Origin of the sequence: Rhodovulum visakhapatnamense, assembly GCF_004365965.1 — a bacterium.
GTDB classification, from domain to species: Bacteria; Pseudomonadota; Alphaproteobacteria; order Rhodobacterales; family Rhodobacteraceae; genus Rhodovulum; species Rhodovulum visakhapatnamense.
In genome coordinates this window covers 74,395-88,138 of record NZ_SOEB01000017.1, presented here as the reverse complement: position 1 = coordinate 88,138, position 13,744 = coordinate 74,395, and the positions used below count along the sequence as shown (strand labels likewise).

General features: G+C 62.8%; 14 protein-coding genes. 7 read left to right on the top strand and 7 right to left on the bottom strand.

Annotation, left to right across the window (positions count from 1 at the left end; translation table 11 throughout):
* Window positions 1–64: 64 nt before the first annotated feature.
* The 7 genes from EV657_RS14960 to EV657_RS14930 all read right to left on the bottom strand — a co-directional run bounded on the left by EV657_RS14960 (window position 65) and on the right by EV657_RS14930 (window position 4,994).
* Window positions 65–394 (bottom strand): hypothetical protein, encoded by a 330-nt coding sequence (locus EV657_RS14960; protein ID WP_208323282.1) that lies wholly within the window; start codon window positions 392–394, stop codon window positions 65–67.
* 563 nt (window positions 395–957) lie between these two features.
* Window positions 958–1,902, bottom strand: coding sequence for a zinc metalloprotease HtpX (locus tag EV657_RS14955; protein WP_134078648.1), 945 nt, complete (start codon window positions 1,900–1,902; stop codon window positions 958–960).
* A complete protein-coding gene (locus tag EV657_RS14950) occupies window positions 1,899–2,378 on the bottom strand; it encodes a phosphate-starvation-inducible PsiE family protein (RefSeq protein WP_134078647.1) in 480 nt (159 codons plus the stop codon). The genes EV657_RS14955 and EV657_RS14950 overlap by 4 nt, the downstream gene beginning before the upstream one ends.
* A gap of 221 nt (window positions 2,379–2,599) precedes the next feature.
* A complete protein-coding gene (locus tag EV657_RS14945; protein WP_134078645.1) occupies window positions 2,600–3,571 on the bottom strand; it encodes a YfdX family protein in 972 nt (323 codons plus the stop codon).
* Between the two features lie 72 nt (window positions 3,572–3,643).
* Entirely contained in the window at window positions 3,644–4,135 is a 492-nt protein-coding gene (locus tag EV657_RS14940; RefSeq protein WP_134078643.1) for an Hsp20/alpha crystallin family protein, read from the bottom strand.
* Window positions 4,136–4,155: 20 nt separating this feature from the next.
* Complete coding sequence (locus tag EV657_RS14935) at window positions 4,156–4,554, bottom strand: Hsp20/alpha crystallin family protein (protein WP_024845976.1); 399 nt, start codon at window positions 4,552–4,554, stop codon at window positions 4,156–4,158.
* Window positions 4,555–4,568: 14 nt separating this feature from the next.
* Window positions 4,569–4,994, bottom strand: coding sequence for an Hsp20/alpha crystallin family protein (locus EV657_RS14930; protein WP_134078642.1), 426 nt, complete (start codon window positions 4,992–4,994; stop codon window positions 4,569–4,571).
* A 202-nt stretch (window positions 4,995–5,196) separates the two neighbouring features.
* On the opposite strand from EV657_RS14930, the gene EV657_RS14925 reads away from it, so the two are divergent.
* The 7 genes from EV657_RS14925 (at window position 5,197) to EV657_RS14890 (ending at window position 13,722) form a co-directional block, all read left to right on the top strand.
* Window positions 5,197–5,628, top strand: coding sequence for a MarR family winged helix-turn-helix transcriptional regulator (locus tag EV657_RS14925; protein ID WP_134078640.1), 432 nt, complete (start codon window positions 5,197–5,199; stop codon window positions 5,626–5,628).
* A 14-nt stretch (window positions 5,629–5,642) separates the two neighbouring features.
* Window positions 5,643–7,475, top strand: a complete 1,833-nt coding sequence (gene ftsH / locus EV657_RS14920) for an ATP-dependent zinc metalloprotease FtsH (RefSeq protein ID WP_134078638.1) — start codon at window positions 5,643–5,645, stop codon at window positions 7,473–7,475.
* A gap of 64 nt (window positions 7,476–7,539) precedes the next feature.
* On the top strand, window positions 7,540–10,434 hold the full coding sequence (locus EV657_RS14915; protein WP_134078637.1) for an ATP-dependent Clp protease ATP-binding subunit: 2,895 nt from the start codon (window positions 7,540–7,542) through the stop codon (window positions 10,432–10,434).
* A gap of 77 nt (window positions 10,435–10,511) precedes the next feature.
* Window positions 10,512–11,684, top strand: a complete 1,173-nt coding sequence (locus tag EV657_RS14910) for an RNA polymerase sigma factor (RefSeq protein ID WP_134078635.1) — start codon at window positions 10,512–10,514, stop codon at window positions 11,682–11,684.
* Window positions 11,681–12,328, top strand: coding sequence for an HdeD family acid-resistance protein (locus EV657_RS14905; protein WP_134078633.1), 648 nt, complete (start codon window positions 11,681–11,683; stop codon window positions 12,326–12,328). Before EV657_RS14910 ends, EV657_RS14905 begins: the two co-directional genes overlap by 4 nt.
* Before the next feature lie 211 nt (window positions 12,329–12,539).
* Window positions 12,540–13,160, top strand: coding sequence for a hypothetical protein (locus EV657_RS14895; protein WP_134078632.1), 621 nt, complete (start codon window positions 12,540–12,542; stop codon window positions 13,158–13,160).
* A 1-nt stretch (window position 13,161) separates the two neighbouring features.
* Window positions 13,162–13,722, top strand: a complete 561-nt coding sequence (locus tag EV657_RS14890) for an NADH dehydrogenase ubiquinone Fe-S protein 4 (RefSeq protein WP_134078630.1) — start codon at window positions 13,162–13,164, stop codon at window positions 13,720–13,722.
* Window positions 13,723–13,744 lie beyond the last annotated feature (22 nt).

Genomic DNA, 13,744 nt, shown 5'->3' with positions numbered 1-13,744 from the left:
TTCGATGCCTTCATGCGTTTCCGCTCCTCTCCCAGCCAGGAAAGATTAGCCGAAAACTCCAGCTTCAAACGGTCCAGTTTTCAGGGAACAGAGCATCAGGAAAGGGCTCCGTCTGACCGGGCCGGTAGGGGATGAACTCGAAGCACTCCCCGTCGCCCGTGCGCTGGATGCCGGTGAACCGTCGTGCTGCAACCGAGGCAGGCCAGTTCTTCGAAGCGTTCGCTCCTCGGAGCAGATCCTTCATGAAATTGGCTGGGTTCCGGTCGCTCAGAGTCGAGCCGTACAGCTTGTTGCATTCGCGTATCGCCTGAGCCACGTCGTCGAGGCTCATGAGCCTCTTGTCGAGCGCGCCGTTCGTCGCGTCCCAGTGCTTTTCGAACAAGTGCTCGATCACCTGTGTCTTCTGCGATTTCGCCACTTTGTCCGATCCGGTATGCCGATGATTAGGCAATAGTATTTCGAACAAATGCCGAGGCACAAGAGCGCGTCCCGTCATCGAACGAGCAGTTCTGAGGCTCGAGACTTGCAGGCGCGTCAGCCGCCGACCGGAGGCGGAAGATAGAGTCCGTGGATCGGGCACCAGACCACCGTCCGCGGATAGGTTCGATTTCTGTTCCGTCTCGCGGAAGCGACCGACTTCGAAGTGTTCAGGCAGGAAAAGAATTTTCCGTTGGAATTTTAAGTGCTTACAGGCTCCACACCAAATCCGCGCAGTCGAGAGGTCCGGAGAATATCGGGCCTGGGAGACCGCTTCCGGGCCTCCCGGCGCAGAGGCCGGTGCTCAGCCCTTCCCGCATAACCCTCGAACACAACGGAAAAATCCGGCCGCAGCCGGATCGGGAGAACGCTTTCGCTGGGGCAAGTGGCGGAGGGGATGGGTCTGAAAGACAACCTTCTCCACTGATTTACTTTACAAAGCAATGACTTACGTGCGTTTCCGTCAGCCGTCCGGCTGCCTTACCAATAAAATCCGAAGGACCTGAACCGCGGTTGAGCCTGTGGCGACGTCAGTGCGGGCATCGCGTGCCCGGCCATCGGCGGGACGGAAAGCGTTCGGCTGGGGGCCAGCGCGCGGAGCCTCGCGATCCGGCTTTCTACCGGCGGATGCGTCCGCAGCAGCGAGGGTTCGGGGATGCGCCTGCCGGGCAGGAAGATGTCCTCCCAGAACCGGCCGACGCGGCGCTCGAGCTTGCCGAGCGCGCCGATCAACCCCTCGGGGTCGCCGGTCAGGTCCGCCGCCACCCGGTCTGCATCGTATTCGCGGGTGCGCGACAGCCCGAGCTGGATCAGCGCCATCAGCGTGGGCGCGAAGATCAGGAGCACCACGACCGACCAGGGCACATGGACCATGCCCGCCATTACGAGCGGCAGGTTCACCAGCACAAGCAACTGTCCCATCCAGCTTGCCAGCGACACCAGCCGCGACATCACATCTGCGAGCCCCATGATCCAGAGGTCGCGATGGGCGATGTGGCCGATCTCGTGCGCGAGGACGCTGGCAAGTTCGCGGCCGTCGAGGATCTCGAGCAGCCCGTCGGTGACGCAGATCGTGCTGTCCTCGGGGCTGCCCATGGCAAAGGCGTTCGGCAGCCGGCTCGGGACGCGATAAAGCGCCGGGGTGCGCGTCAGGCCGGCGCGGCGCGCGAGCTCGGCAAGTGCTGCGATGAGACCGGGGGCCTCGCGCCCCGTCAGACGCTGGGCGCGATAGGCCGACAGCAGCATTCGTCGGGACAGGTCGGGGGCCAGAAACAGGCCGGCGACCATGCCGAGCGCGACGAGCAGCCCCGTTCCGGGCCCCAGGATCACGGTGACCGAAACCCAGGCGAGCGCCGCCATGAGTCCGAGCAGCAGCGTCGATTGCACGAGATTGATCAGGCGGTGGCTGGCGGAAGCCGCGGTCATCGTGTCTCGTGGCCTGCGAGTTCGCGCCGGTCCTGATCGCGCACCAGCCAGTGGACAGCGCCGAGCGCAAGCGCCGCGCCCGCGAGTGCTGCAATCTTGGATGATTCCGTCTCGCCGAGGTCCAGGATGATGAATTTGCGCGCGATGGCGAGGAGCGCGATCAGCACGATCGTGCGGACCTGGAGGATCCCAAAGCTGCGTTCGGTCGCAACAAGAAGGGAGCGCTTGAACTCGAGCGCGATCACCACAGTGAAGATCATGCCGAACACCACCTGGAAAGTGGCGTAGTCGAGCGTGTCGAATGCCCCCAGAAGCAAGCGGTTCACGACTTCGCGCATCAGCGCCCAGACCGACGCCACGACGATCGCCGCAATGATGACGCTGAGGACGAAGATGACAACTTGTTCGAACTTCTCGTAGAGCGTCATCGCCGACCATTGTTCACGGGTCAGCCCGGATGGTTTCAGGTCTTTCATCAGTACCCCTCGAAGTTCCCCCCGAATAGACAAGCTCTCCCTGGCTTCGCCGCAGACCGGGATCATTCGGGAATTCTTTACCTGCGATGGAGCCAGGAACCAATTGTTATGTGTCGAGAACCGGGACTCTGGGCCCAGACTATCGATCGTTCCTCAGTCTTCCTGCGAAAGAGCCCCGCCGCTGGTCTCGTTTGCGGCGGGGCTCCATTAGAGGTTCTCTTTTAGTTGAAGATGCGCGTTCGAAGTTCCTCGAACCGGGTCGCAATCGTTTCGAAGATCCCTCCGGTATCCTCCTGCGCCTCAATCTGACGGTCCAACTCATCCAGCGCCTCATGCAGATCCTCGAAATCGCTTTCGCGGCCGTAGCCGAGCGCTTCGGCGATTTTGAGTTCCTGGCGTGCCGCCTCAACATAGTCGGCGGCCGTCAGATCGGCATCTTCAGTAGCGGCTTTATCTTCAGTAGCGGCTTTATCTTCAGTAGCGGCCTTGTCGTTTGCCGCCTCACCGTCGTCATTGAGCAGAGCTTTGGCCTTCTCGATCATCGCTACGGCTCTGAGCGGAGGCAGGGCGACCACTGTGTCGGTCACCACCTGGGTGCTCAGTGCGGCGTTGAGTACCGTCATCGCTTCGTCGGTCTTTCCGTCATCAAGCAGTGCCGTCGCTGCAAGGATCGCGTCGGGATAGGTCGCAAGCGGAAGGCTGGTTGTCCGGATGACAACCTCGGACGCGAACCCGCTCAGCAGCGGTCTCGCTTCCTGGAACTTCCCATCGTCGACCAAGTCCTTGATCTGTTTGCCGACACCTCGGACGACTTCGACGCTGCCCAGAACGTCATAGGTGAAATGATTGACCGATACGGGCGCCAAAGCGAGATCCGGTTCACGCGCGACGACGGTCTTGAGCTTCCCCGTGGCCAACGCGAGCGCAGCAATCGCCGCATCTTTATCGCCCTTCTCGATCGCGGCGATCGCAGCGTTCGTTTCATCGAGCGCGTCGACCGCCTCCTGGATCAGGGCGGTGCGTTTAGCGGCGAACTGTGAATCGGTTTCGGCGGTCACGCTCTCTTGGACCTGCTCCCGGTTGACCGCCTGCGCTTCAGCTTCCGCCTGAGCAGTGTCCTGAGACCAGGAAGGGCCGGCGCTGACAATCAGCAGGGCCAAAGCTGTTCCCGCGTAAAGATTCCTGAGTTTCATCAGTCTGTTCCTTTCGGCTGTGATTGGTTCTACGGCGGTTTCGCCGCAGAGTTGGCACGATCAATGCCCGGATCAGGCCTCCTTGACCGCGATTTTCCTGACCTTGGCTTGCGCCTCGGGAGTCTGGGGCAGCTTGATCGTCAGAACCCCGTTCTTGAAGGATGCCTGCGCCTTTTCGCCATCCACACCGGGGGGGAGCGGAATTGTCCGGTAGATCGCGCCGTAGCTGCGCTCGGAGAGATAGTATCCCTTCTTCTCCTCCTGGCGCTCGATCTTCTTCTCCCCCTTTACAGTCAACATGTCATCGTTGACCGTCACCTCGATGTCCTTCATCTCCATGCCCGGCAGCTCGATCGACACTTCGATCGCGTTGTCGGTCTCGACCATGTCGGATTTGGCTTCGCCGCTGCCAAAGGGCCATTCGAACTGACCGACCCGGTTCCAGAAGTTCTCGAACACATGGTTCATTTCGCGCTGGAGTGTCGCGATCGGGTTGTCTTCGCTGCTCTTGGCGTCTGGCGCGCCGTCCTTGCGCGCCCAGGGGATGAGGTCCTTGATCTGCATGATATGGTCTCCTTCGGTTTTCAGGCGCCCTTGACGGCGATCCTTTTCGGCTGCGCTTCAGGGGCTCGGGGGAGCGTCAGGGTGAGGACACCTCCACGCATCTCGGCTTCGATCCTGTCGGGGTCGAAATCCTCGGAAAGCGTGAAGGCCCTCTCGAAATCACCCTCGCCATATTCGGCATAGGCAAGTTCCAGGTTTTCTGGCCGCATCGGCTCAACCTTGCCGCGGATCGTCAGCACGCGGTTTTCGAGTGTGATTTCGACCGCATCGGCGGCGACCCCAGGCATTTCGAGCATCATGGAGACACCCTGATCGGTCTCGACAATATCGGTCAGCGGGCGGTAGATGCGGCCGCCGCCGGCGGTCTCGGGCGCGTCGGTCGGCGTCTTTTCGGTGGCTTGCGTGATGTCGGTGCTCATCGTTCCAGCTCCTCTCAGGCTGCCTTGATCTCGATTTTCTTTGGCTTTTCTGCCTCGGGCCGGGAGATGGCGATCCGCAATACGCCGTTCGTCATCTTCGCCTCCACCTTGTCATCCGAAGCCGTGAATGGCAGGCGGATAGCGCGGGAAAACTTGCCATAACCGCGTTCGTTGCGGTGCCAGCGCGCACCTTCGGGAACCTCGGGCAGCTTGCGTTCGCCCGACAGCGTCAGGACGTTGTCCTTGACCGAAATCTCAATGTCGCCCGGTTCGATGCCGGGAAGTTCAGCGGCGATGGCAACGGCCTCAGGGCCTTGCCAGACATTCACCGCCGGGAACGCCGCGCGGGCCGGCGGCCAGAAACCGCGGTCGAGATCGCGCATCATGGAGCGCATCAGCGCAAAGGGATCGCTGCGGCGCAGATATGTCGGGTAGAGCATTACTGGCCTCCTGTTGCTGATCGATGCCCCCGAACCGTCCGCATGGAGGGACCGGGCAACGGTGCCGGCCGGATGTGGGTTCGGAGACCGCCCATCAAGATAGGCGGTTCCATTTATTATGCAAGCATATATGATGCGTGCATTGCACTTTGGATGGAGTGCGGTCTATCCTGTGTCTCATGCAACTGGAGGAAGGATACCTATGATCTCTTCGGACATCGCGCTGATCGGGACGACGATCCACCGGGTCGCGCAGCTCATCCAGCAGCGGATCGACCAAGACATCCGCGACAGCGGCCTGACCCGCCTGTCCTGGATGGCGGCGGCGCATGTCGAGGATGCGCCCGGGCTGACCATCGGCGATCTGGCCGACCGACTTGATGTCGGCCCGGCCACTGCGGGCCAGCTCGTCGATCGCATGGTCCGGGGCGGCTGGGTCGAGCGGTCGCCCTCGCTCGACGACAGGCGGTCGCAGATCGTCACCGCAACGTCGAAGGCCCGGGCGATGCTGGAGGAACTCGCGCCGCGGCAATCGGCGCTCGAACATGAAATCCTGCAGGATCTGTCGGCAGACGAAAGGCGCATCCTGCTGGCGCTGCTCGAGCGGATCAGGGCGCGGCTCGGGCGCCAGTGAAAGGGACAAGCGGCATGGAAAGGAAAACCGAATATAACATCTGGTACTGGGTGGTGGCTTTCATAGCCGTGATTTTCATCCAGAACCTGATCGCCGGCTGGCAATCCGTCGCGCCGATCAGCTACAGCCAGTTCGAGCAGTATCTCGAGGATGGCAGGGTCGCGTCGGTCGCGGTCGGGTCAGACACCATCACCGGCACCTTCACCGAACCCGTCGACGGCAAGAGCCAGTTCGTCACCACGGTCGTGGATCCCGCGATCCTGCAGCGGATCGACCGCTCTGGCGTCGAGATCACGGGCGTTCCGCAAAACACTTTTCTCGGCACGCTGATTTCCTGGGTGGCGCCAGCGCTTGTCTTCTTCGGAATCTGGATGCTGCTGTTCCGCAAGTTCGCCGACAAGCAGGGTTTCGGCGGATTCATGCAGGTCGGCCGCAGCAAGGCCAAGGTCTACATGGAGAAGGAAACCGGCGTCAGCTTTGCCGACGTGGCCGGCGTGGACGAGGCCAAGGCCGAGCTGGAGGAGGTCGTGGAGTTCCTCAGGAATCCCGCCGAATACGGAAAGCTGGGCGCACATATTCCCAAAGGCATATTGCTCGTTGGGCCGCCCGGCACAGGCAAGACGCTGCTGGCGCGCGCGGTGGCGGGTGAGGCGGGCGTGACCTTCTTTTCGATCTCGGGCTCCGAGTTCGTCGAGATGTTCGTGGGCGTCGGCGCCGCACGGGTGCGCGACCTGTTCGAGCAGGCCCGGAAATCCGCGCCGGCGATCATCTTCATCGACGAACTCGACGCTCTTGGGAGGGCGCGCTCCTCCGGCCAGATCGCCGGTGGCCATGATGAGCGTGAGCAGACGCTGAACCAACTTCTGACCGAGCTCGACGGCTTCGACCCTTCTGTGGGCATCGTGCTCCTGGCCGCCACCAACCGGCCCGAGATCCTCGATCCCGCGCTGCTGCGCGCGGGCCGCTTCGACCGGCAGGTGCTAGTGGACAAGCCCGACAAGACGGGGCGTGTGCAGATCTTGAACGTGCACATGAAGAAGGTGACGCTCGCACCGGACGTGGACGCCGAGAAGGTCGCGGCCCTGACCCCCGGGTTCTCGGGCGCTGACCTCGCCAACCTCGTCAATGAGGCCGCGCTCCTGGCCACGCGCCGCAAGGCTGATGCGGTGACGATGGACGACTTCAACAATGCGGTGGAGCGTATCATCGCGGGGCTGGAAAAGAAGAACCGCGTTCTGAACCCGCGCGAACGCGAGATCGTGGCGCATCACGAGATGGGGCACGCGCTGGTGGCGATGGCTCTGCCCGGCACGGATCCGGTGCACAAGGTCTCGATCATCCCGCGCGGAATTGGCGCGCTCGGCTACACCATCCAGCGCCCGACCGAGGACCGCTTCCTGATGACGCGGGAGGAACTCGAGAACAAGATCGCAGTCCTGCTTGGCGGGCGCGCGGCAGAGAAGATCATCTACGATCATGTCTCGACCGGGGCGGCGGACGATCTGGTCAAGGCGACCGACATCGCCCGCGCCATGGTCGCGCGGTACGGGATGGACGAAGACCTCGGGCATGTCAGCTACGACACCGATCGGCCCGGCTTTCTCGGCACCGGCGATCAGGCGTCCTGGCTCAACCGCCGCTACAGCGAGGCCACGGCCGAGCGAATGGACCTAAAGGTGCGCGACATCGTGGATGGCGTGTTCAAGCGCACTCTCACCCTTCTTGAAACCAATCTGGATCTTCTCGAGCAATCGGCGCAGGATCTCCTGCAACGAGAGACACTGGACGAGCCCGATCTGGTGGCAATTGGGTCCAAGGTGAGAAGAACGGAAGCGGTCGCTGCGTAACACTGTCACTGGCGCAGATGATCGGCGAACAACCCTGACTGGATAATGAAAACGGAGAAGACGAATGGCAAACGGAGCTTGCGATATTTGCGGTCGCCCGGCGACGGCGCGCGTGCGCGCCTCGGTGAACGGCAGGGTTCAGAACATGGAGCTGTGCGATCAGCACTACAGCGAAATAGCGCGCCGGTCGGGTCGCAGCGCCTCGCCGCTGGAGTCCCTGTTCGGGCGGCGTTCCCTTCTTGACGAATTCTTCGGCGAGAGCGGTTTCGGCAGCCTCTTTGGTGACAGTCCGCTGCGAGGCGGCACGCTCGGCTCTGTGGGTGATGGCGATGACGCTGTCGTCGACGCCACTGTCGGCGAGGGCGCGCCGCGGCGTGGATCGCGGCGCGGCGGCGGACGCACCATCGCCGACCGGCTGAGCGAACAGGGCAACAAGCTGCTGCAGGATGCAGCACAGAAGGCCGGGGAATTCGGGCGCAGCGAGGTCGATACCGAACATCTGCTTCTGGCATTGACCTCGTCTGACGTCGTCAAGACGATCCTGGAACAGTTCAAGGTCGATGTGGACGATCTGCGGCGCCAGATCGAGAAGGAAGCGAAGCGTGGAGACGCCAAGACGGAAGGCGAAATCGGTGTCAGCCCGCGTCTCAAGGACGCGCTGAACCGGGCCTTCATCGCCTCGAACGAGCTTGGCCATTCCTATGTCGGGCCGGAACATCTGCTGATCGGGCTCGCCGAAGAGGGCGAAGGCCTCGCGGCGGCGATGCTGCGCAAGCTGGGGTTGACGCCGCAGGCGCTGCGTCAGCAGGTGACGAAGGTCGTGGGCAAGGGAGCCGAGGAAGGCCGCGTCGAGACTCCGTCGAACACCCCCGATCTCGACCAGTTCAGCCGTGACCTGACGAAGCTCGCCCGCGAGGGCAAGCTCGATCCCGTCATCGGCCGCGCCCGCGAGATCGAGACGACGATCGAAGTGCTGGCCCGCCGGAAAAAGAACAACCCGGTGCTGATCGGCGAGCCCGGCGTGGGCAAGACCGCCATCGTCGAGGGACTTGCACAACGGATCGTCGCGGGCGAAGTGCCCGAGGCGCTGCGCGACAAGCGGCTGGTCGAGCTCAACATCAACTCGATGGTGGCCGGGTCGAAGTATCGCGGCGAGTTCGAGGAGCGAGTCCAGAAGATCCTCAAGGAGATCACCGAGGAGAAGGACAGCCTGATCCTGTTCATCGACGAGATGCACACCATCGTCGGCGCCGGCCAGGGCGGTGGCGAAGGTGGTCTCGACATCGCCAACACCTTCAAGCCGGCGCTGGCGCGGGGCGAGCTGAACCTGATCGGCGCGACGACGCTCAACGAGTACCAGAAATACATCGAGAAGGACGCGGCGCTCGAGCGACGGTTCCAGCCGGTTTATGTCGAGGAACCCACGGTAGCTCAGGTCATCATGATCCTGCGCGGCCTGCGCGACACGCTGGAGGCGCACCACAAGGTGACGATCACCGACGAGGCCATCGTCGCGGCAGCCGAGCTTTCTGATCGCTACATCACTGGCCGATTCATGCCCGACAAGGCGATCGACCTGATCGACCAGGCCGCCGCACGGGTGAAGATCAGCGCCACAGCGCGCCCTGTGGACGTCCAGGAGCTGGAGGCCGAGGTCGCGCAGATCAAGCGCGAACAGGACTATGCCGCAGCCCGCAAGCAATTCGACCGGGCAGCGGAATTGAAGAAGGAACTCGAACAGAAGCAGAAGGAACTGGACGAGCTTCTGGAGATTTGGAAGCGCGACCAGGCCTCCGCCACCGCCGAGGTGCGCGCCGATCACGTCGCGCAGATCGTCTCGAAGATCACCGGCGTTCCGGTCACGGAGCTGACCACCGAGGAGAAAGACAAGCTCCTGAAGCTCGAGGAGAAGCTGCACGAGCGCGTCATCGGCCAGGAAGAGGCCATCCGCGCCGTGGCGGATGCGGTGCGCCTGGCGCGCGCAGGACTGCGCGAGGGACGCGGCCCGACCGCGACATTCCTCTTCCTCGGGCCGACCGGGGTTGGCAAGACGGAACTGGCCAAGACGCTCGCCGAAGTAATCTTTGGCGATCAGGACGCAATCATCCGCATCGACATGTCCGAGTATGGCGAGCGCCACTCGGTCGCCCGGCTGGTGGGCGCACCTCCGGGCTACGTCGGATACGACGAAGGCGGCCAGCTCACCGAGAAGGTGCGCCGTCGGCCCTACTCGGTCGTGCTCCTCGACGAGATCGAAAAGGCGCATCCCGATGTCTACAACATCCTGCTTCAGGTGTTCGACGATGGCCGCCTGACAGATGGCAAGGGCCGCGTGGTGGACTTCACTAACACCATCATCATCGCCACCTCGAACCTCGGTTCGGACATCATCCAGCGCAACCTCACGAAACGCGGCAGCAGGGAGTTCGACGAGGCCAAGCAGAAATCCGAACTGATGGAGGTGTTGCGCGGTCATTTCCGGCCAGAGTTCATCAACCGGATCGACGAGATCATCGTCTTCCATTCGCTGAATCAGTCGGAGATCCGCCAGATCGTCGAGTTGCAGCTCAACCGGGTGAAGCGGACCGCCCTTACCCAGGGCGTCGAACTCGAACTCGATGTGAGCGTCGTGGATCACTTCGGCGCGGTCGGCTTCCGTCCCGAATTCGGTGCCCGCGAGCTACGCCGGCTGATCCGGTCGGAGCTGGAGACCGAGTTGGCTCGCGAACTGCTCTCGGGGCGGATCGAGGATGGCGACAGGGTCCGCGTCGCCTGGTCAGCGGACGAACAGAAGGTCGTGTTCGAAAAGATCGCAAGGGACACCGGTGACGACAGCCCGGACGATCAGGCCAAGGCCGGGATCGAGGAGCCCAGCGAAGTTGCCGAAGACAAGACGGACGTTCCGAAGCCCAGCGTTGGGGATGAGGTGCAGTCCAAGGACGACAAGTCCGCCGAGTGACAGCGCAAAAGACTGGCCCGGCGCGATATCGGTCGCGCCGGACCATCTCTTCGGAGAGTTATAGGAAGGTCCACGGCATGAACGTCATCAGATCATTCCGCAATCTCGACCGGCACGGCCAACAGCGCGCGCCTGAGGTCATCGAGGAAGAGGTGCGGCAACTTGAACCGCACCTTGCGCGATTTCGCGAGGATCTGGTCCGGCTCGAAGTCGTCGCCTCCCAGACGAGGGGCAAGACGCGCATCAAAGTCAGCCTGCGCCTGCAACTGCCCTCGGGCGTGATCGCGGCACAGGAAGAGGGGTTTGAGATCGAGCCTGTCCTGCGCAAGGCCTTTGCCGACCTGCGCCAGCGGGTTGACCGGCATGTGGCGCGCCTCAAGCACGAGTCTGAATACAAGCGTCCCGCCCGCCGGCGCCGAATCGGTGCCCCGCTGCCGTCCGCGCGGGATGCGGCGGAAGCGGACCGGCGCCAACTCTTCTTCGACCTGATCGAGGATCATCTCGATACGGTCTACGATACAGTCAGGCGCGAGTTGACCTATCTCGAGTGTAGCGGGTCTGTGCCGGAGGGATATCTGAGCGTTCGCGGTCTCTTCGATGCGACGATCCTCAAGGGGCTGGCCCGCTTCGAGGATCGGCCTTCGGAGTTTTCCGTCGGCGACTGGCTGAAACGGCTGGCTTTTGAGACCATCGAGGAAGAATCCCGCGCCGCCCGCCGCGCCGTGCCCGAGGATGCCGCCTCCATCGAGGCGGAACCCGAGGCCCCGGCGGAGGATCCGACCGAGGCGGATCAGGCGATGTTCGAGTTCTACCAGCCCGACGAAGTGCTGATGCTGGAGGACCTCATCGCCGACGACGGCGGCACAGACCCCGAGACCGAAGTGGATCGTCATGATATCGCCATGGCACTGCACCGGGCTATCGCAGATCTTGCTCCGGTCGAGCGCCGCGTCCTGTATCGGATGTACCTGGAAGACGCCACGATCGCGGAGACGGCGCACCTCCTGGGTCTCACTGAGGCGGAAGTGTTGAAGATTGCAGAGAACGCGGCGGAGACACTGCGCGGCACGCTGGTCGAAGCCGGGTTGATCGGCGAGGCATCGGGGCGCGCGCCCGTGGAAAGGGAAATTGCCCGGACGCAGTGTCTGCCTCAACCGGTCGAGGACCGCCGCCGCGTGGCGGCCGCCCTGGCCGGCGCGGAGACAATCGGCACTACTGAGTTGAAACCTGAACAGGAGATGGACCAATGACGACAACCTCTGAAAACCCGACCGACAAGATGCAGGACATGCTGTGCAGCCTGTCCCGGAATTGGTGGGCATTCGTGTTACGCGGCGTGCTCGCATTGATCATCGCAGTGCTAGCCTTCGTCATGCCTGCGGAATCGCTTCTGGCGCTCACGCTGGTCTTCGGCGCGTTCGCCTTTGCCGACGGCGTGTTCGGCCTCGTCGCCGCGATACGTAACATCCGCAAGGGCGAACGCTGGGGCTGGCTGATGTTCAGCGGCATTCTGGGCATCGCCACGGGCGTCGTCGTGGTTGTCTCGCCTTTTGTCGCGACGCTTGTGCTTGCGACATTCCTCTGGGCCAGCATCGCATTCTGGTCCGTGTTCTCGGGTGCCCTCGAGATCGCGGCAGCGATCCGCCTGCGAAAGGAAATCAACGGCGAAATCTGGCTGATCCTGAGCGGCCTTCTCTCGGTCGTTCTCGGTGTCGTCGTGACCTGGATGCTGCTGACGCGCCCGGTCGAAAGCTTCCTCGCGCTCGGCTGGCTGATCGGCTTCTACGCCGCGGTCTTCGGGGTGATGATGATCCTCCTCGGGCTACGGCTTCGCAATGCGGATCGTTCGAACGGTGCGGCCTTCGATAACGCTCCCCCATCGGCAAAGGCGTGAGGTGCCCTGTGGTGGATGACGGGCGACTTGCCGGCGAGGAGCACGATTTCACCAGATGGGACGAAACGATCTTCGACCGTTGCCTGAGCACCGGCTTCAATCCGTTCGGCAGCGGTCCGACGCCAATCTTCCTGCGGCACCGGGACGCAGAGGCGCCGGACGCCGATGCAAAGCCGTGCATGCCACCTGACACCGAAAATGCGAGGTGCTGATGTCGAACCGCCTGCCCGACTTGGCATTTGCTGCTGCGGCCGCTGCCTTGGGCATCGGCATCGTTTTCGTTTTTCGTTCGATGTATCTTGCCGAAGACATACTGCCTTTCGCGCAGGAGATGACGCTCATCTTCCTCGGCGCTGTCGTGACGATCATTCTGACCGCGGCGCTTCTCAATCGCCAGACCGATCTCGAGCTTCGCAAGGAAGGAAGGGTCATCATCCTCCAGCAGCAATGCGACATTTACATGGCCTGTATCGAGAAGGTCGCAGAGATCGTGGAAACCGCAAGGCACGATGCGAAGCTGATCGATGAACTGCGTGTTCTCAGCCACAAGCTGGCTGTGGTCGCAAGTGCAGGGGTCGTGTCCAGCTTCGAGCAGGTACTGGAGAGCTTGCAGTCCGGTTTTGCTGACGGCACGCTCTCGGACGGGGACGGAGAGGGCGTGATGAATGCCGTCGCCGATCTCACGATAGCGATGCGGTCGGACGTCCTGCACGCTGCTGCCTTTCCTTCGCAGAACACCGAACGCGCCGTTCGCCTGAATTCGAGGCGAATGGAAAAACTCGACGATCTCGAACGTCACCTTGTCGTATCCACCGACACCCGGGAGAACTGATATGCGCGGCCATAATCGCCCACCATTCCCGCCGAAAATTCCCGGAACCGATCTGCCATCCTGGGACGTGCCGACGGCAATCATCTACCGTCCTGCCCGTTCCGCGATGACATCGGCGCCTCGGCCCAACTACTGGGTCCTCGAGTTCGAGCTGTCCCGGCCGCCGCAGATCGAGCCGCTGATGGGATACACGTCCACCGGCGATCCCTATCGTCCGATTCGGCTGAAGTTTCCGGATCGCGACAGCGCCGTGGACTTCGCAGAGCGGCAGGACTGGCATTATGTCGTGCGCGAGGACGCTGGGGGAGCCCGGATGGCGAACCCTTGGGCGGGTGAGACGCGCCACCGGCTGCACAGGGGCGTCGATGCCCCGGGAGCCTTCCGGGTCGCGTTCCGCCCCGATCGCCGCCTCTCAAGAGCCGTTCAGCATGAGAGCACGGCCGACCCGTCTACCAGCGACAGGGAGAGTTTCGATCCGGTCCTCGAAGCCTCGCTCGAATCCTTCCCCGCCTCTGATCCTCCGGCGTGGACGGGTGTGACAATTGCAAGAAAGACGACGTGATGACGGCCAGCTGCAAGCGCTC